Here is an 18403-nt window from a genome sequence, read left to right on the forward strand (position 1 = left end):
CCAGTTTGGGGGCGTCGCCGTGGTGGTCAGCGATAATCAGGGCCGGCTGTTCTTCGCCGTCCACGCTGCCGTGCTGGTAGCGGTAGTGCCAGCCTTCTTCGGCGGCCAGGCGTTCAACGAAATTGAGGTCGGTTTCCCGGTGCTGGACGCAGTACTCCCGTTCTTCCGGGGTGCGCTTGAGGTCAAACACGGTGTCGATGATGCCCCGCTCTTCCAGCAGGGTGCGTACGATGGCGTCGGTGCTTTGGGTCTGGAAGATGCGGCTGTTGTGCATCAAGCCCAGGCGCCACACCGGAGGCTGGATCACCAGTTCATAGTGGGTGCGGCGGTGGCCGGTGTTGCCTCGGGCAAACTCGTTCACGACACCGGTAAAACGGCGCTGGGGCTGGCCATCCTGCCATACCACCAGGTCCACCGGTTGCTCCAGAATGTCGGCTGGCTGAACGTCTGGATCGGTGCTGGCCAGTTTCAGGCGACCGTGAGACAGCGAAGACAGGCCTTCGGTGAGCACAAAACTGACAACAACAAAGTGATCGGTGGGGAATTCGCCTACACGGGCGGTGAACTGCAATCCGCTTGCCTGGGGCATGACTTCGATCCCTGAAGAATGGACATTTCAATTTCCGCCAACACCATCCAGGTGCAAGCTCCGGTCAACCCGGGCCATCAAGCCCGGGCGACGGCCCACAGTTTAATACAAGCTACGGGGTATGCGGTACCCCGCAAGCAACTGCTGTGTGAACGGGTTGGTATTACTGGCCGCATGTAAGCGATAGCGCATTTCACCATCGTCCACGGTGAACTTCACATCCACGGCGTTACTGCTGACCCCGGCAATATCGGCTTTATCCAGTAACCGGAACAGTGCCCAGGGGCCACTCTCGGAGATACTCCGGGGTGAGCGGTTCACCTGGATCGGTACCAGGGTGATCCGGCTCTCCACCGAGTCCCGCAGGGTGTTGGGCCACACCAGCGGTATGCTCTGGCGCGGACCGTGGGAGAACTCCACCAACTGGCCGTCGATGTTCACCACCGCCCGGCGTTTGTTGTTACTGAGGTTCAGCGGCTCCAGGGCAAACTCTACGTCCAGGGTACCGCTACGCGTAAAGAACGCCTGGCGAATCTGCCGTGCCTGGTTAAGCGCCGCCAGAACATCGCGGCGAACCAGGCTCGCCCGACGGGCATCTCCCACCTGCTCCGGATGGTCTTCCAGGAACAGTTTCAGGTTGTTGTTGTAGAAGTTTTCCAGCGTGCCGTCCGGCGCAAAGAACCGCTCGAAATCCTGTAGCGCCGCATCCCGTCCGGCTTCCGAGGTGAACGGATAGTGGCGTGCAAGATTCTGCTGGAACGGCTGGTAGACTTCGCGATACCACTCCCGCTCAAGCTGGGCCACTGCCTGATCGAGCACTACTCGCCAGCTTTCGGTGGCAAGCCGGTTCAGTATGCGATTCAGCGGCTCCGGCTGATGGCCTGCCATGCGTTGCAGTGTGAAGATAGGGTCGGCACCCTGCAGGCCCATTCGGGCCCGCGCTGCGCCCAGTGCAGCTTTGCCGGCATCCGGTGATTCCTGGATATTGCGCATGTATTCATGCAGCTCGGTGACCACCACCATGATTTCATCCAGCCCGGAAGGCTGATCGCCCTGCTTCTGGGTCAGCTGGTTCAAATCCGAAAACTGACGCTCAATTTCCTGAAGCATGCGATAGTGGGGAGACTCCTCAAGCAGCTTGCGGGCAATTTCAGCTTCGCCCTCTCCCACCGGAATCAGGCGCGTGTTGTCCTGCACCTGGCCCAGCAAACGAGCCAGAGGCTGATGGCCACTGGTCAGGCTTTCCAGAATGCGTACACCGTGATTCAGGTCCTCGAACCGGTGCACGTCTACACGGCTGAGCGCGGTGCGCCAGGTATTGGCGTAGTTCTCGGTATACAGCGTCTGCAAACTGGACAGCAGTTCGGCTTCGTCGGCTTTACTGAAATCCACGTCGTTGCGGCGACCCAGTACCCAGGCATCGACCAGAGCCAGCTCTGTCACAGACCCGGACTTGCGCAGGAACCATTTTTCCAGCCCCTCCCGGGTGAGCAGCGCCGGTATCGACAGGGGGTCTTCTGCGGTCGGAAGCTCGCCACCCAGGGGCTCACCATAGACATCAACTCGTGTGAACACGGTGGAGAACGCAGGTCCGGAACTGCGCGCCAGTTCCAGCGGAGACTGAAATTCCTGATTCGCTTCCACCTCCAGGTCCCGATACACGCGATCCGGCGTGCTGATGCGGCCCAGCTCATGCTGAGCCCACTGCACACTGCTGCGGAAAGGCGCCAGCGCCATGGTTGCAGCCGGGTCGCCTTCCGCCGCCATACCCGCCAGATTGGTGTGGGCCATGGCGTACTGCAGGTGGCCATACAGGCTATTCTGCACCTCGCGCTGACCGGGGAATCGGGCCTGCCAGTACTCGCGCATATACGCGGACACGATATCGCTGCGGCGACCACTTTCGTCGTACAGCATACGCAGCACCCGCAAGTGCTCCAGGCGCTCTGTGCTGTTGTCCGGTGCGCGCCCCATTTCTTCCATCACACCAAACATCAATGCCGGCAGATACTGGTACGCCAGCATATCCAGGTAGGCGGCATCCACTTCCGGCCCCACCTTGTGGCCCTGATAGAGCCCCATATCGGTCACCAGTGGCCATTCCTTACGGTAATCGCCAAAGGCCATGGTGGCCTCCCTAAGCTCATTCAGCGGCTGCAGCAGGTTGCGGCCCGTGCTGTCTGGCTCGTAGCCGACCGGCTGCCAGTTGTTGAGGAAAGAGTTCACCCGATTCTCTACCTGAGTGGCCGCTTCCGCGTTTTTGATGAAGTAGTGCTGCCATCCCGCCGTCATCCCGGCACCCGCGCACAGGGCGATTACAGCAGCCACGGCCACCTTGCGATGACGCTTGCTGATCACCTTGCGGTTATCACCCGCCAGGCCCGCCTCGGGGTAGATTACCTCCGGAAACAGGCCCTTGGTAAACAGGCTGGCCGACTGTCCGCCACGTTGGGCTGGCTGGATCGGGCCCGTCATCTGGTAATTACGGGCAGCGGCGGCCACAAAAGCATCTTCTGGCACGCCTTCCTGCAGAACCGACGTGAAATAGGTGCCACGCACCAGGGCGGGTGTCGAGAAGGCATCGGCCGAGAGCAGGTCTGTCAGGAACTGCTCCATGGTCGGTTTCAGGCCGGCCAGCTGACGGGTGAAGGAGTAGGCTGCGGCCCGCTCTTCGCTATCCCGGATATCCGCCAGCACGTCCGGCAGGCGCTGGCCCAGCTCATCGACCATCTCGGTATAGCGGTCCGCAAACTGTTCCAGCCACTGATCGTGATCCTGCTGGTTATCCAGCCGAAAGGTAAAGCCCAGGGCCTTCTCTTTCTCCGCTTTCGACAGGGTGCGTACAAACGGCGCAAAACCGTACATCAGGTCCATCTTGGTGAAGGTGACATACACCGGCAACCGGGAACCCAACTGCTCCATCAGTTCGCGCAGGCGGGTACGCAGCAAAATGGCGTGGGCTTCCCGCTGTTGATCATTGGCCGCGCTCAGGCGCGCCAGATCCACCGCCAGGATCACCCCGTTGAGTGGGCGTTGGGGGCGACTGCTCTCGAGCCAGCCGATGAAATGGTTCCAGAGGCGGTTCTGAATCTCGCCGGTGGCGCCTTCACCCTGATTCTGGCTCAGTAGCTCACCGTCCGGGTCGATCAATACGCCGTTATCGCCAATCCACCAGTCAAAACCGAAGGGATTTCGGTCACCCCGGTTGTTACGGGTGACATTGGTGAGGGTGTAGGTTTGCCCGGCCCGTTGAATCAGGCTGGTTTTGCCGGCGTTTTCGAGGCCCATGACCAGGTACCAGGGCAAGCGATACAGGCCCTTGCGCCCGGGCAGGTTGCTTTTCAATGCCTGCAACTGGCGATCGAGCAGGCGCTGCTGACGACGCTCCATGGGCAGGATCGGGTCTTCCTGTTCCTGCTGTTCCTCAGCTTTGGCCTTGTTGACCTTGCCGAGGCGACGGGCGAGAACCATGCCCCAGAACATCACCACCAGCAAAACAACGCCCAGAGTAACCAGCGCCCGCATTTGCCAGGCCATCAGCGGGTATTCCCCGTTGATTTCCAGGCGGGGGCCCAGCCACCAGGTCGCCACCAGCAAGGCAATAATGGCCAACGTCAGGGTGACGGGTGCGGCGTTACGAAGGTAAGGCAGTAGCCAACGACCAATGAGTAATGCTTTTCTCCACATGGTTTCCATTCCTGCGTTTGATGCGTGCGGGCGTTACGCCAGTCGTTCCAGTTGTTTGATCAGGCCGGGTTCCCAGTCTTCGAGAACCAGCCCCTGAACCTGATTTTTCAGGTCCTGAATCTGTTGTCCGGCCAGGGTTTTCAGGCCAGTTTCTTTCAGCAGCTTCGCCGTGCTCAGGCGCCAGTAATAGCGCTCTCTGGGTTCCCGGGCATCGGCAAGCCCCTGTTCCAGAAGCTCCAGCGCCGCCGGCAATTTGTTCTGCCGTGACAGCTCCACCGCACCTTCAAGCGCTTGCTCCCAGGGGCTGGCACCACCGGCGCTGCCTTTGGCCGAGACGGGGACGGTAAACATCCAGTCTGCCGCCGCTTCGCTCAAAAACGGGGTGCCATCGTTAAAGGTCAGCTCCGTCAGCTGTGGTAGACGTTCAACAAAGGCTTTAAGGGCTTCCCGGATGGCTTCCGCGCAGTCGTTGTTACCCCTGGCCACAGCCGCACGGGCACTCAGCCAGTGGCCATCCAGCCAGAACGGGCTGACCGACAGGCTCTGCTCGATGCGCTGCCAGAGCTCGTTATCCGGCGCTTTATCCAGCGCCTCCTTGTAATCCGCCACGCGATCAGCACTGACGGCTGCCAGGTCGGTGCGCTTGCCATCCCGGGTCGGCGGCAGGCTGGTGATGCTTTGCCAGATGGCATAGCGACGCATCTGATAACCCAATGGATTATCCGGCTCGGTGGCGGTCAGCAGTTCAGCCACTTTCAGCAGGCTCTGGCGGGTAGCTCGCTCGTTACCCGGGTCCAGCGTCAGGCTGCCCAGCGCGGCAGAAGCGGTGTTGCTGCCGGCCGGTTTGGTGGCAGCCACAGCCGCGGTCTGGCTGGCCGCAACGGGGCGCGTTTCGCCACCGGGTTGGCTGACTGACGTTTGCTCCAGCTGTGGCAGCTTCTCGGCCGCGCGCTTTAACTCAAACAGAGCATCGTCGGGAAGATCTTTTTCTTTGGCCTGGGCATCCAGCTTGTCGATCAGGCCCAGACAGAACTGGCGACCATTGCCGACGCTGGCATCAAAGCTCAGGCCGTCCACGCCCTTGATGGCCCGCTGCAGCATCTGCGTGAACAGCATCTTCCGAGCCCGCTGGCCCTTGGCTCCGGGATAGGGCCAGGCTGCGTCCCACCAGCCGTTCAGGACCCGATGCAGAAGCAACAGCGACAGCCCAAAACGTTCGCCATCACCGCCCCGCTGCAGACTGAGCATCAAAAATCCCAGCACTTTGAGATCCTTGCTGCGGTCGGCCAGTAATTTGAGGGCTTCACTCTCAACCTTGTGCCAGTCGATGTCGTTGTGGGCCAGAGAGCCCACTTTCATCACTTCGTCTTCCAGAAACTCCAGCACCGGATCATCGGCAAGACTTTCGCCAGTAGCGGTTTCACCCGGGATGGCTCCGAGCACCTGTTCTACGTAGGGGTGCTGTTCAATAATCTGCATGGTTTCCCCCCTTACCAGCCACAGGCCTGACGCAGGGGCCGGATGGCCTCTGCGTAGCCGGAAAGATCAAACAACAAGCCATCCAGTTCCGGCGCCCCGGCGCGAATGCGGGCATCCGGCTGGCCAGCCAGGTTCTGCACAATGCGGATGGCAGGCAGCCCACGACCCGCGCTGACCACCAGACCTTCGTCCCGCACCCGCCAATGGGCTCGTTCTGTTCCCAGAGCCACCTCCACCCGCTCCCGGTTCATCGGTTCCGGCAACATCACGGTCAGTTCGGTGATGTTGTTGTGGCACTGCAGGGTCAATACCGGTCGTGGCGGCTGGGCGCCAAGAGCGGTTACCGTGACCAGGTGCCCGGCTGTCGAACCGGTGTTGCGGTAGATCACCCCGGAGGCATCCTCGCCGCCAGCCTGAGCAAAGGCCTGGCGCCAGCGTTCAGACTGGTTGACCTGAGGCGCTGTCTGGCCGGGCTTGTAACGGGCCAGGGGGGTGGCAAATACTTCATCAAAACAGGCAAGCCGATCCAGCCGGTTGGGTTCTTCGGCGCAAGCTTCGGCTTCAGTAAGCCGCTGATCCGCCCAGGTGCTGGAGCACGCCAGCAAGAAGGCCAGGCCCAGCAGCGAGTGTCGGCTTTGGTCTTTCAGGGTCATAGGTCGGTTACCTGATACTTCAGACATTTATGGGCCAGGGTGCGTTTGGGCAGGCCCAGGCTTTCGGCGGCCTGAGCGCGATTACCGCTGTACTGGCGCAGGCGTTCACGGATGATGGCGGCTTCAAAAGCCTGGGCGGCGGCCTTCAGATCGCGGATGTCGTCAGCCAACGGCACGCCGTCCATGGTTTTGGGCTCAACCTCGGCCGAGAGGGGCTGGCCCATCTCGCCGAACAGGTCGTCCAGGCGCAGCACTTCCGGCTGTATGTCGTCACCGGCCGGCGTTTGCAGGCAGGCAAGTTCTATGATGTTGCGCAACTCGCGCACGTTACCGGGGAAGTTATAAGCCGCCAGGGTGTGCAAGGCATGGCTGCTGATACCCAGGGGACCGCTGCCTTCACGCTGGGTGTACAGGCGGATGAAATGGCGGCTCAGGGCTTCCAGATCTTCGGTGCGCTCGCGCAGGGGAATAACCCGCAGCGGGAACTGACTGAGGCGATAAAACAGGTCTCTGCGGAAAATGCCGTCTTCGATGCCTTGCTGCAGGGGCTGGTGCGTGGCGGCCACCAGGCGGAAGTCGGAATGTTGTTCGTCCCGGGCGCCCAGGGGGCGGAACTGACGGCTTTCCAGCACCCGCAGCAATTTGGATTGCAGGGCCATGGGCATGTCGCCAATTTCGTCGAGGAACAGGGTGCCACCGTTGGCCTGAGCCAGCAGGCCTTCTTTGGCCTGGTCGGCACCGGAGAACGCCCCTTTGGTGTGACCAAACAGTTCGCTTTCGAGCAGGGTGTCCGGGATGGCGGCACAGTTCACCACCACCATAGGGCCGTTGGCTCGCTCGGACATGTCGTGAATGCCCCTGGCCACCACGTCTTTACCGCAACCGGTTTCGCCCTGGATCAGCACCGAGAGCTGGCTGCCGGCGGCACGAACCACTTGCGTGCGCAGGTTAACCATAGCTTCGGAGTTGCCGACCAGGGTGTGGGTCAGTTGGGTACAACGCTGGCGCAGGGTTTCGGCATCGTGCAGGTGGTCGAGGGAGCGTTTGAGCAGGCGCCGCTGCCAGACCTGATCACGGCTTTGCAGCTGGCTGATCCATTGGTGTACCAGCAGGTGTTTGATGCCAGTATAAAGCGGTTGGCCGACGATGTTCTGCCAGTCGGGGTCTTCGCCACACAGCACGAGCATGCCTAGGGTGCGGCCGTCTTGTCCGGACAGGGGCTCGAGCCAGAGACTTCTTGGGCGGTCGCTGGCGTCGAACAGGGCTTGAAAGCCGGGGTGGTCGAGGCGGTAGCTGGCGGCGCGGGTGAGCTCTCTGGGCTGGCCGGTTTGCAGTATGTGCGCAAACGGGTGGCTGAAGTCGCTGCAATCGAATTCGCTGGTGTCGCCCAGTTGGCCACAGTGCAGGGTTCGGCCGCTGAGGTCGAGTTCGAGGGCCCAGCATTTGGTGAGGCCGAAGGCTTTTTGGAGCTGGCTGGTGGCGGTGTTCAGCAACGCAGGCAGGGTGTCCTGTTTGATCAGTGCCACCGCCAGGTCTATGCCGGTGTGCAGTTCCGTCTGCATCCGTCCCATTGCTATCGTTCCTTCTTTATGGAGATCGCCGCCCGCACACCGTGGGGGATAGCTTTCCAAAACACGCTGTGAATACATCCTTGTACGCTCCGCTGCCGTTCGGCGCCCGCACACTGCAGGGTTAAGTCTTCCAAAACACGCCGTGAATACGTCCCTGTAGGCTCCGCTCCGCCATCCATGGCTCCGCAGGGTTTTGGAAGACTTAACCCTGCAGTGCGCTACTTTCAGCGAGCTACCAAGCTAGGCGACTGTTCCTGTGAATTTGTTTTCGTTAACGCCCAGAGTGACCTTGGTCACCGGCTCTCTTGCCGCCAGTTTTTCCAGCAGTGCCAGCGATACCGGTGGCAACAGTTCGCCTTCGATGATCGATTCCAGCATCCTTGCGCCGTTTTCGCTTCTGGTGGCGCGGCTGCGGATGGCTTCTACCAGGCCGTCTTCCAGTTCCACCTCGGTGTGGTAACGGGCTTTGATCTGGTCAGCCAGGCGCTGGAGTTTGTCGCCGACGATGCGGTTGAGGGTGTCTTCGCCCAGCGGCAGGTAGGGCACCACTTCCATTCGTGCCAGCAACGCGGGTTTGAAGAAGTTGGCCAGTTCCGGATACAGGGCTTCTTCGATCTTTTCCGGTGCATCGGCGTGGTTGACGATGGTCTGGTAGCCGAGGTTGGAGGTGAGGAAGAAGACCACGTTTTTGCAGTCGATCAACCGGCCTTCGCCGTCCGCCAGTTCGCCTTTGTCGAAGGCCTGGTAGAACAGGTTGAGGACCTCCGGGTGGGCTTTTTCGACTTCGTCGAGCAGGACCACGGAATAGGGTTTCTGTCGGATGGCTTCGGTGAGGATGCCGCCTTCGCCGAATCCGACATAGCCTGGGGGTGAGCCGATCAGGCGGGAGACGGTGTGTTTCTCCTGGTATTCGGACATGTTGATGGTGGTGAGGAACTGGCGGCCGCCGTAGAGCAGTTCAGCCAGCTGTACCACGGTTTCGGTTTTGCCAACGCCGCTGGGGCCTACCAGCAGGAAGGCACCCATGGGACGGCCGGGCCGGCGCAGGTCGGCGCGGGCGGTGAGCAGGTGCTGGTGCAGGCAGTCTATGGCGGTGTCCTGGCCTTTGATGTGGGCCTGCAGGTACGCCGGCAAGTGGGTGATTTTCTCCAGCTCGTCGGTGGTCATGCGATTGACAGGAATGCCTGTCCAGTCGGCGATGACTTCGGCCACCTGGCGAGCGTCGACCCGGGCGTGGACCAGGGGCTCGTCGGCCTGAAGCTCGGCCAGTTCCTGTTCGATGGCGGCGGCTTCGCTTTTCAGGTCTGGACGTTCTTCGTAATCGCTCTCGGCCAACTCAACAGCTGCGTCCGCAGCGGTTTCGGTTTCGGTTTCGACATCACTCAGCAGCTTTTCGCGAATTTCAATCAGCCGGGCCACCAGGTCGCGCTGGTCGTTCCAGCTTTGTTCCAGGGCTTCGGATTCGGCGGTCAGGTTAGCAATCTGTTGCGCCAGCGCCTGTTCACGTTCTGCGTCTACACTCTGGCCCAAGGTATGCTCCCGGCTCAGCAGTTCCTGTTCCATGGCAAGCTGGTGCAACTCACTGCGCACGTGGCTGAGACGACGGGGCGGCGTGCTCAGGTTAAGGCTGACCCGGGCGCAGGCGGTGTCCAGTACGTCGATGGCTTTGTCCGGCAACTGGCGGCCGGCCAGGTAACGGGCAGACATTTCCGCAGCGGCTTTCAGGGCACTGTCAGCGACCAGTACCTGATGGGCTTTTTCGTAGACGGTGCGCAGGCCACGGAGGATGTGCACAGCTTCGCCTGGAGTCGGTTCGCTCAGAGCCACGGGCTGAAAGCGGCGGCTCAGGGCCGGGTCTTTTTCGAAGTATTTCTTGTACTCGCGCCAGGTGGTCGCGGCGATGGTGCGCAGCTCGCCCCGGGCCAGGGCTGGCTTCAGCAAGTTGGCGGCGTCGGAGCCGCCTTCGCTGTTGCCGGCGCCAATCAGGGTGTGGGCTTCGTCGATGAACAGGATGATCGGAGTGGCAGAACCTTTGACTGCTTCGATCACGCCTTTCAGGCGCTTCTCGAATTCGCCTTTGACCGATGCACCGGCCTGCAGGGCGCCCATGTCCAGGGTCCAGAGTTCAACGGTTTTCAGGCGGTCCGGCACGTCGCCGCTAACAATGCGCAGGGCCAAACCTTCCACCAGGGCACTTTTGCCCACGCCGGCATCACCCACCACAATCGGGTTGTTCTTGCGGCGGCGGCAGAGGATGTCGATCATCTGGTCGATTTCGGCATCCCGGCAGACCACCGGGTCCAGCTTTTGTTCCCGGGCCAGTTTGGTGAAGTCGGTGGCGTAGCGTTTGAGCGGGTCCATGTCGGTATCCGCCACAGGCTTGGCAGAGGCGTTTTCCGTCAGCTGTGGGCGCTCGACAGAACCTTCGGTTAGGCGATCGAATTGTTTGCGTAACTGTTCCCGGTTGATGTCCACCAGAGTCTGGGCCACTCGCGGCATCAGATAGCGGTCGGCGTTCATCAACAGCGCCAGGAAGAGCGCGCCGGAGCGCAGTTCTGTGTGCCCGAGCTCAGTTGAGGCCAGCAGCCAGGCGTCCTGCATCAACTCCACCAGCAAAGGTGAAAACGACGGATAGGGCTCGGCGGATTGGGCTTCGCCGTTCAAGCTCTCGCCCACCTGCGGTTGCAGCTGCTGATGATTGATGCCGGTGTGCTCCAGAATCTGGCGCACATCACAGAAGGGTGTTTCCAGCAATTTGAACAGCAGGTGCGCGGGCGTAATCTCAGCGCCCTGACGGCTGATACACAAGGCAGCGGAGGCTTCCAGGGCCTGGCGTGAAATATCGTTGAGGCGCCCGATGAGCGCCGGCAGTTCTACCCGAATCACAGTGATATCCTTATTTCGGTAGTTGGTCCAGTACGCTGAGCACATCCCTGATGCGTTCGTTCAGCGCAATGTTGTAAAGGTGGTAAATGCCCGCCATGGCCGCGATAAACAGGCCGCCAATGCCCCAGATGGGTAAGCCACTTCTCAGCCGGTTGCGGGCCGGCACGACGTTTTCGGCGGCATCCGCCAGCGGCTGGGCGTCCCGATCGCTGCGCAACTCCCGCAGTTGCTGATACAGGCCACGGACGATCTGGTCGTATTCGTCCCGGCCGTTTTCCATCACTTTGTAGCGACCTTCAAAGCCGAGGCACAGGCACAGATAGATGAAACCCAGCATGTCGCGATAGCGCTCTGGCTCTTTCTCCATCCGGGCCAGAATGGCGAAAACTTTTTCGCCACCCCAGGTTTCGTTATGGAAGCGGGACAGCAGCGAGTGCTGAGACCACACGCTGTGGGCGCCCCAGTCCGTGCCCAGCACGGCTTCGTCGATAAAGGCACACAAAACATATCGGTAGGCCACAACCGTCGGGCGCTCATAGCCCTGTTCGATGAGCTCCCGATCGATCGCCGCCACTTCGTCCACCACCTGCTGGTAGAGTGTTTCGACACTTCGGAAGTCCGCCAGCCGGCGCACCCGGATCACCAGGCCCAGCAGCGGAGTGGCGGCGTCGATCAAGCGGTTTTCTTCCAGCCCTCGGAGCTGGAAACCATCGTTATCGAATTCCGCCCGGGAACCGCCCTGGTCGGTATCCGCAAACAGAAGGTCACTGAATGCACGATCACCCGAATCCCTGGTGTTGTCTGGTCTGTCCATTACCGGTGCATTTGCCATGATTTAGTTCCTGATTGCCCAGAATTGCATTTCCAGCCCCGGGAAGCTGCCGGCCACGTGGAAGGCGAAGCCGCTGGCATTGTCGAGCATCTGCCAGGCCTGGCTCTGGTCATCCAGCCGGAAGTACACAAAGCCGGCGTGATATGGCAACTGGCGCGGGGCCACCGGCAGTGCCGACAGCGGAATGCCCGGCAACTGCAGACTGATGAGGTCGCGAATCTTCTCCACCGACGCCACTTTGCACTGCTGGGTAAACTGCTTGCGCAGGTCGTCCAGCGGTATGTCGGCTTTCACCGCCAGGATGAACTCGGCATCCTTGATGATCTGGCCATCCTGCACCGGCGCTACCGTCAGACCGTATTGGCGCTGTTGCAGAGAGATCGACAGCGCACGCGGCTCCAACACGGTGCTCAGGGCCTGACGCAGTACTTGCATCAACGGGCTGAAACAGCCTTCTGGCAGGTCGTGGTCATAAGGGGTGAATTCCTTCGGCATCCGGCTTTCATCGGTAAACGTCACCAGCTCACCGCACAGTTCCAGCAACGCCTCGTAAAGGCGCTCGGGGTGCAGCTGACGTAGCCGTGCCAGGTGCATGAATTTCGGATGCGACCGGTTCAGCATCTGCAGCAGCATGAAGTCGGAAACATCCGCGACACCGCCCTGACCCGGTGCACCCACACGCTCGGCGATATTGCGGGCCCGCTCCTGCATCAGCCCGGCCATTTCACCAACAAACCGTTGCAAACGCGGCGCAGAACGCACACTGAGCATGGTCGGCAGGAAGTTCGGGTCCATCACCAGGCTGCCGTCCGGGCGCTTTTCGAGAATGCGGCCAATGGCCAGTGCTGCATAGGCGCTGCGATCTTCCCGTTCCAACATCAGACGCGGCGCTACCCGGCCAATGTCAATCGTGTGCGCATCGCCATCCACCGAGTGCAGATCCCGGATTTCAACCGACAGTGCTCGAAAACGCCCGGCTACCGGGGCCTCCGGCCACTCCACTTCGGCCAGGCTGTCGCTGCCCAGCGGCAAGGCCAGATACACCACCTGGTTCGCCACTGAAGCATCGACGATCTCGAGAGGCTCCGGCATGACATCGTCCTGGGGCAGGTTGAACCGGGTGCCGTCCGGGAACAATCCAGAGGCACGCACCAGACCCACCCGGCCAAAACTGAGGTACTCGGCGTTCAGCTCCAGGTCACTGAAGCCATACAGGTAATCCGAGACCGCCAGCGCCCGTTCGTTGATCTGGTGTTCCAGGTACCGTTGTTGTTGCTGGAAGTGCTGAGGCTTGATAAACAGCCCGTCACTCCAGACCACTCTATTGGTGACGGCCATCAGCTTTCATCCGAACGTGTCAGTTTTACTTCCCGCTCGCGCAGGTTGACCAGCAGGTGATAGCGGCCACCAATCGGGTCGACCTGCACCACTTTTTTCCACTGGGACAGGTTGGGGTAGGCGTAAAACGCAATCACGCCAATAAACCGGGTGTCCTCACTGATGTCGAACGGCTCGACAAACTTGAACTGACCCGGCACCAGCGTGTAATCACTGTGATCGACATAATTCCGGCCCAGGGAGTCTTCAAGGTTATTGAGCAGCTGGTCAAAGTCCCCCGCCATCAACAGCGAGCTGTCCCGCAGCTCGATAATCTGGAACGCGATCGGCGTAGGCGCCAGCGATTCGTTGGGGTTCACCCCGGGCTCCGCCAGCATGGTGAGATCGACCCGGCTAGGCAGGTCTTCCGCGTATCCCACCGGAATGTCGGGGTCCCAGAGCACTTTGGCGGTTTTGGTGACCGCGTTGTACGGGGTACTGCACCCCACCAGAAACGTAACAATAGCCAGCAAGCTCCATTTGCAGTACTTCACAACAAGTTCTCCCTCTGTAATTGGCGCAGGTGTTGGTCGTAAGCCTGGTCGAATACCTCCTGAAAGAGGCGTTCAAAGCCCTGCTGACGACTGGATTTGAGTTCTCGGTAATAATGTTGGTACATGTCCCAGGCCCAACGGCCCTCGTCTTCGTTGTCCTGCAGGCCACGGCGATAGCCGTGAAACCGGCGCAACAAGGCCTCCGGTGAGAAGGCGTGAAGTATGGCTTCCAGGGCCTCGCGGATCGCTTCCTGCGTGGCCTGCTGGTGATGGTTCAGGCTATCCAGACTTTCCCTGACCGCAGCAGGTGCTGACAGGTGAACCGGGCTGCGCTCGGCCGCAAACAGCGTCTGAATCGTGCCTGCGTAATCATTCCCCAGGCGAAGCGGGTTATCCTCGATCGGCTGCAGTCGGGTGCGCAGCGCCCGATGCCGGGAGTCCTCGCCCTGGTGCAGCGCCAGCAAACCGTCCACGGTGGCTTTCAGGGTCTGGCCGGCTTCTTCCAGAAACAGCCGCATATCGTCACTGTCGGCAAAATCAATGTCCGCACCCAGGCCACGCATCAAAGGTGCACCGCTGATGTGTTGCCGGCTGGCGTCCCTGGGCTGTTCTCTGTTTTCTGACATTCCGTGTCGCTCCTGTATCGGTTGCTCGCTGCTCCGGGTATCGCGGTTCAAAGGCAGGCCCATGGCCACATCGCGATTTTCACGATACTCATCGCTGACGTCTGCCGAACGGGCAAACCAGGCCTGATCACTGGCCAGCAACTCCGGGGCATCCTCCCCCGACTCTCGGGCCGAATATTGCCACGGTGCCAGCGGGTCAGTGCTGACCGTCTCTCCCGCTGGAGACTGCAAGCCTTCGAGAGGCTCACGCCCATCCGGCATTCTTTGGCGGGATGACGATTTCAGCAGCGCCCCCTCCGTTCCGTCGATCAACCGGGAGTCCTGGCCGGTCTCTTGATCAAGGTCTGAGTCGCCGGCCATCTCGCCATTGAGCTCTGCCCGCATCTGGTAGCGGCCGATGGTCAGGGTATCGCCGTGGTTCAGGCGGGCCCGACGGCCACGTCCCACCGGTTGGCTGTTGCTGTTGATGTAGGTTCGGCCGCTGCGGTCAATCAGGCAGAAACCGCCATCCAGGTATCGGACTTCTGCGTGGCCTGCCACGGCGCCCGTGCGGTGCGACGATAACCGCCAGGTATCATTGGCCGCGGTGCCGATAGACCCCCCGCCCGTTCCGAAACTGTGCTCGATGCTGGCCCCGCCACCACTTTCGGTCGGGTTGATGATGACCAGCTTTAATCCTGCTGTCTGATGTCCCACCTGATCAGGCTCCTTGCCTTAACGTCGTATCTGGATTCGCACAGCCGGGCGTTCACGGGCCCGGTCGGGTGTCACAAAAGAGTTCCAGCCCAGGCGAACGTCCTCACCGAGTTGCATGGGGCGGATGTCCTTGGGCCGCATCTGCAGCTCCAGGTCATAGGCCAGTTGCTCCCGAGTAGTAAACTCCACCAACTTCACCAGGCGCTCGTGATCGCGACCGTTGGGCAGAAAATCCGCAAACCGTTGCCGGCTCAGATTGCGCAACCGCAAAATGAATTTTCCGCTGCGGTCCCGGATACTTGCGCCCAGCAGCGTGTCCTGGCCCAGGCAGGCATTGGCCTGACCCAAACGGGTTTGCTGATCTTTGGCGATGGCCACTTTGCGCAGCACCCACTGTTCGATGCTGACGTCGTCCAGATCAAAACAATGCGCCACAATGCCACTGACCACTTCCGGCGACCGGCTACGCCCCGCCATCTGACCGGCGTAGGCCAGCATCTTGGACCAGTTGACCGGCGTTGCCTCCCTCAGCCGGCTGTCGCCCAGTCCGACCAGAGAGAACACCAATTCCGAGAAGCCATCGCTGGCACCGGGCTGAAACCGAACGTAATAGCGGTACTTGCGCCAGGCCCGGTGGAACAGGGTCACCAGCCGATGGTTAAAGAAATCCAGAAAGTGCCGTCGCACCCCCAGGTTCTGGCCGGCTTCCCAGGCCAGATCTTCCAGGTAATAACCCGGCAGCGGCGACTGGGAACCGTGCAAGCCCAGAAAACTCACTTCCATCTGGTAGGGCGCGTGTTCGTGCTCCGGCGAAAAGGCCGAGACCACATCGCTGCCCGGAAATCCCAGACCGGCGGAGGCCGAAAATCGAATGCGTTCCTGCCGGGGCTCGCTGCTGCCGGGCCGCTCCAGATCATCCCCGTGGTGCCGGTGAATCAGATCCACCAACTGAAAAAAACTGTATCGTTTTGCGTCGCCGAGAACGGGTTCCAGCCCGACTACATCAGCGGCTGCTGACCTTGCTGCAACGTCCATGTGTAGCGTTCCTGATTCTCTGTGTTCACCACTTCCAGCTGGTGAAAAGCGTTAATACTGGCGTAAAGCGCAAAAAACCGACTCAACACAGTGCCAAACAAGTAAAGGTCGCCTTCGCTGCCAAAGTTCTGCTGATCCAGCTTCAGAACGGAGCGAATACCCCGCACCGGCAGCCCCCGGACCATCCGGTCCACCGGCTGGGTGCTGATTTCGCTGATACCCGCCAACCGCTTTTGCGACACGCGCTCGGCCTGGCGATCCACCAGTGCCCGGAAGTCATACACCCGCAACACCGTGCGCAGCGCATCCACATCCAGCATCGACAGGTAGTTCAGGGACAAATTTGAAATCAGTGTCCACAGCAGACTGCCGTCCAGGGTCGGCCGCAAGGTCGCGGTCGGGCGGGTGATGTTGCTGAACGAGGCAAACGCCGGCGTTGTTTCTGTCGCCATGCAAATCTCTCCCACCGCCAGCTGCTGGGGCAGTTGCCGGTTGGTGCAGGTAAGGGTCAGCGAGACCGCTTCCTGTCGGCTCATACATTCGGATTCGTCACCACGCACAAAGGAAATGTAGTGATCAAAGCCATCACCGCGCACGCTCTCGCGGGTGCGTACCCGGTAGTAAAGGGCGGTGCGGCCACGATCCCGCTCCACTTCATGCTGAAAGCTTTCGAAGGCCGTATAGAGCCGCGGCTCCCCCCGTCCGGAACGGCCCTCGAGCCAGCCTTCAACCTGTTCAATGCTGAACACTTCAAAGTGCTCCGGGCAGCGGCTGGACGGCGAAATACGGTATTCCGTCTGGCGGCCGTTCAGATCCACAGGCTCGCCTTCGTGGCTGAACAAGTTCACGGCAGGTGTGCAGTAAAGCTGCAGGGAGTCTCGCGTTACCCGCGCATCCGGCGGCAAAATCCGGCTGAAGTGAAAGCGTAGGCTGACTTCATCGGCCTGCACTGCCGGCAGTCGGGATTTCAGGCCACCGAGATCGACAAACCGGAAGGCTTCCGGAAAACTCAGGTATTCCTGAATAATCCGGTAACCGGCGTAGGCGTTCTTCGGATACGGAAGAATGGCTTCGTCGGTGGCAAACCCGACCGGCTGCAGTAGCGATGACGGCAGGCTGTACACGTTGCCGCCAATCACCAGTTCCATGCGGCTGAGGTAGTGGTTCAGCCACAGGTACAGGGTTTCCGCGGTGTGGTTATCGCCCCCCAGGTAAAAGCGCAGGCTGTCGAGGCCGAGACTGTTCAGGGGCTGGTCGGTGTGCAGGGCCAGGTCTACGGTCACTGAAGACACTTCCCGGGAATGCTCGGCATGGGCATCGGCCACGCTGACCGGAAAGATGTCCACGGCCCGGCAGGTTCGGAACCGGCACTGGGTCTGCCGGCTGGGTTCGCCTAGCGGTCGGCTTTTGATTTCGGTATGTCGCTCTACCGTCTGGCGCTCACTGATCGCATGCAACTGCGGGTCAAAGCGCATGATGGTGCAGCTGGGCACGGGCCGCAGGTAGTTCGGCCAAAGCATGTTAAGCAGGGAGTGTGTCAGCTCCGGGAATTCGTCTTCGACTTTTTCACGGAGTTTGCCGGTCAGGAAGGCAAAGCCTTCGAGCAGGCGCTCGACGTCCGGGTCGGTGCTTTGTTCGGATAAAAAGCGGGTCAGTTGCGGGTGCGCTTCGGCAAATTCCCTGCCTTGCAGCCGCAAAAAGCTCAACTCATCCCTGTAGAACCTGTTCAACTTCATTGTTTACTGCACCTTTACTTCGCCCATTCTGGCTCCGAGCCGGGATGTGGGTAGCCTTTCCAAAAGACGCTTCGAGCCCATCCATGGGGCGCTTGAGCTCCGCCATCCATGGCTCCGCACACTTTTGGAAAGGCTACCCACACCCCGTCTCTCATACTTGCCGTCAAAGTCACCCGGACCGCAAACACTCAGGTTTGCCGGAGGGGGCGGGGATGCTTTTCTGCCGGGAAAAAAGATGTCTGAGCGAAGCGAGTTGTTTTTTCCCAGAAGAAAATTGTCCCCCACCCCTCCAGCCCCCGAGTCAGATAACCCGGTAATACCGCTTGTCATCCAATACCAGGTCAATCGTGGTCCGATCGTCGCTTCCCGCGACACTCAGATACACCGTCACCTGGAACTTCAACTGCAGCGGGTCTGGCCCTGGCGGTAGTGCCAGCACCTCGACTCGCTTAACTCTGGGCTCGAACTTCTCGATACACTGACGGATGGAGCCCCGGATCTGGATACTCAGGTCGTGAGTACCAAGGGTGGCGTCGTTGAAATCCAGCAATCCCAGGTCTGGTACGCTGGCGCTGTTGCCCGGATGAGCATTCAGCAGGCGTACCAGATGGCGTTTGATGGATTCCACCACATGGGTCACTTCGCCCATGCTTTGCCCCGCCGGGGCGGCGGCCTGTTCCAGTCTTTCAAACAGGCTGCCCGTATTGCGAACGCCGTCTGTGCCGGTGTCGCCAAACACGGA

Annotated in this window: 13 protein-coding genes; all 13 read right to left on the reverse strand. The window is 60.7% G+C overall.

The window, feature by feature from the left end:
• On the reverse strand, nucleotides 1-589 hold a 589-nt coding region (vgrG, locus tag QPL95_RS04075), incomplete at its 3' end, for a type VI secretion system tip protein VgrG (protein WP_303289733.1).
• Between the two features lie 102 nt (nucleotides 590-691).
• Nucleotides 692-4285 carry a type VI secretion system membrane subunit TssM gene (tssM, locus tag QPL95_RS04080; protein WP_303289734.1) on the reverse strand — a complete coding sequence of 1198 codons (3594 nt, stop codon included), beginning with the start codon at nucleotides 4283-4285 and terminating at the stop codon, nucleotides 692-694.
• 24 nt (nucleotides 4286-4309) lie between these two features.
• Nucleotides 4310-5755, reverse strand: a complete 1446-nt coding sequence (gene tssA / locus QPL95_RS04085) for a type VI secretion system protein TssA (protein ID WP_303289735.1) — start codon at nucleotides 5753-5755, stop codon at nucleotides 4310-4312.
• A gap of 11 nt (nucleotides 5756-5766) precedes the next feature.
• Nucleotides 5767-6408 (reverse strand): type VI secretion system-associated protein VasI, encoded by a 642-nt coding sequence (gene vasI, locus QPL95_RS04090; protein ID WP_303289736.1) that lies wholly within the window; start codon nucleotides 6406-6408, stop codon nucleotides 5767-5769.
• Nucleotides 6405-7970 (reverse strand): sigma 54-interacting transcriptional regulator, encoded by a 1566-nt coding sequence (locus QPL95_RS04095; RefSeq protein ID WP_303290379.1) that lies wholly within the window; start codon nucleotides 7968-7970, stop codon nucleotides 6405-6407. Before QPL95_RS04095 ends, vasI begins: the two co-directional genes overlap by 4 nt.
• 249 nt (nucleotides 7971-8219) lie before the next feature.
• Nucleotides 8220-10865, reverse strand: a complete 2646-nt coding sequence (gene tssH / locus QPL95_RS04100; RefSeq protein ID WP_303289737.1) for a type VI secretion system ATPase TssH — start codon at nucleotides 10863-10865, stop codon at nucleotides 8220-8222.
• A gap of 10 nt (nucleotides 10866-10875) precedes the next feature.
• Nucleotides 10876-11697: a type IVB secretion system protein IcmH/DotU gene (gene icmH / locus QPL95_RS04105; RefSeq protein WP_303289738.1), complete on the reverse strand. Its 822-nt coding sequence runs from the start codon at nucleotides 11695-11697 to the stop codon at nucleotides 10876-10878.
• Nucleotides 11698-11700: 3 nt separating this feature from the next.
• Nucleotides 11701-13035: a type VI secretion system baseplate subunit TssK gene (gene tssK, locus QPL95_RS04110; protein WP_303289739.1), complete on the reverse strand. Its 1335-nt coding sequence runs from the start codon at nucleotides 13033-13035 to the stop codon at nucleotides 11701-11703.
• Entirely contained in the window at nucleotides 13035-13568 is a 534-nt protein-coding gene (tssJ, locus tag QPL95_RS04115) for a type VI secretion system lipoprotein TssJ (protein WP_303289740.1), read from the reverse strand. Before tssJ ends, tssK begins: the two co-directional genes overlap by 1 nt.
• Nucleotides 13565-14890, reverse strand: coding sequence for a type VI secretion system-associated FHA domain protein TagH (gene tagH / locus QPL95_RS04120; protein WP_303289741.1), 1326 nt, complete (start codon nucleotides 14888-14890; stop codon nucleotides 13565-13567). The genes tssJ and tagH overlap by 4 nt, the downstream gene beginning before the upstream one ends.
• Nucleotides 14891-14908: 18 nt before the next feature.
• Entirely contained in the window at nucleotides 14909-15925 is a 1017-nt protein-coding gene (gene tssG, locus QPL95_RS04125; protein WP_303289742.1) for a type VI secretion system baseplate subunit TssG, read from the reverse strand.
• Nucleotides 15889-17661, reverse strand: coding sequence for a type VI secretion system baseplate subunit TssF (gene tssF / locus QPL95_RS04130; protein ID WP_303289743.1), 1773 nt, complete (start codon nucleotides 17659-17661; stop codon nucleotides 15889-15891). The genes tssG and tssF overlap by 37 nt, the downstream gene beginning before the upstream one ends.
• A gap of 301 nt (nucleotides 17662-17962) precedes the next feature.
• Nucleotides 17963-18400, reverse strand: a complete 438-nt coding sequence (tssE, locus tag QPL95_RS04135) for a type VI secretion system baseplate subunit TssE (protein ID WP_044388985.1) — start codon at nucleotides 18398-18400, stop codon at nucleotides 17963-17965.
• Nucleotides 18401-18403: the final 3 nt, after the last annotated feature.

The organism is Marinobacter sp. SS5-14b (genome assembly GCF_030541005.1).
Classification (GTDB): domain Bacteria; phylum Pseudomonadota; class Gammaproteobacteria; order Pseudomonadales; family Oleiphilaceae; genus Marinobacter.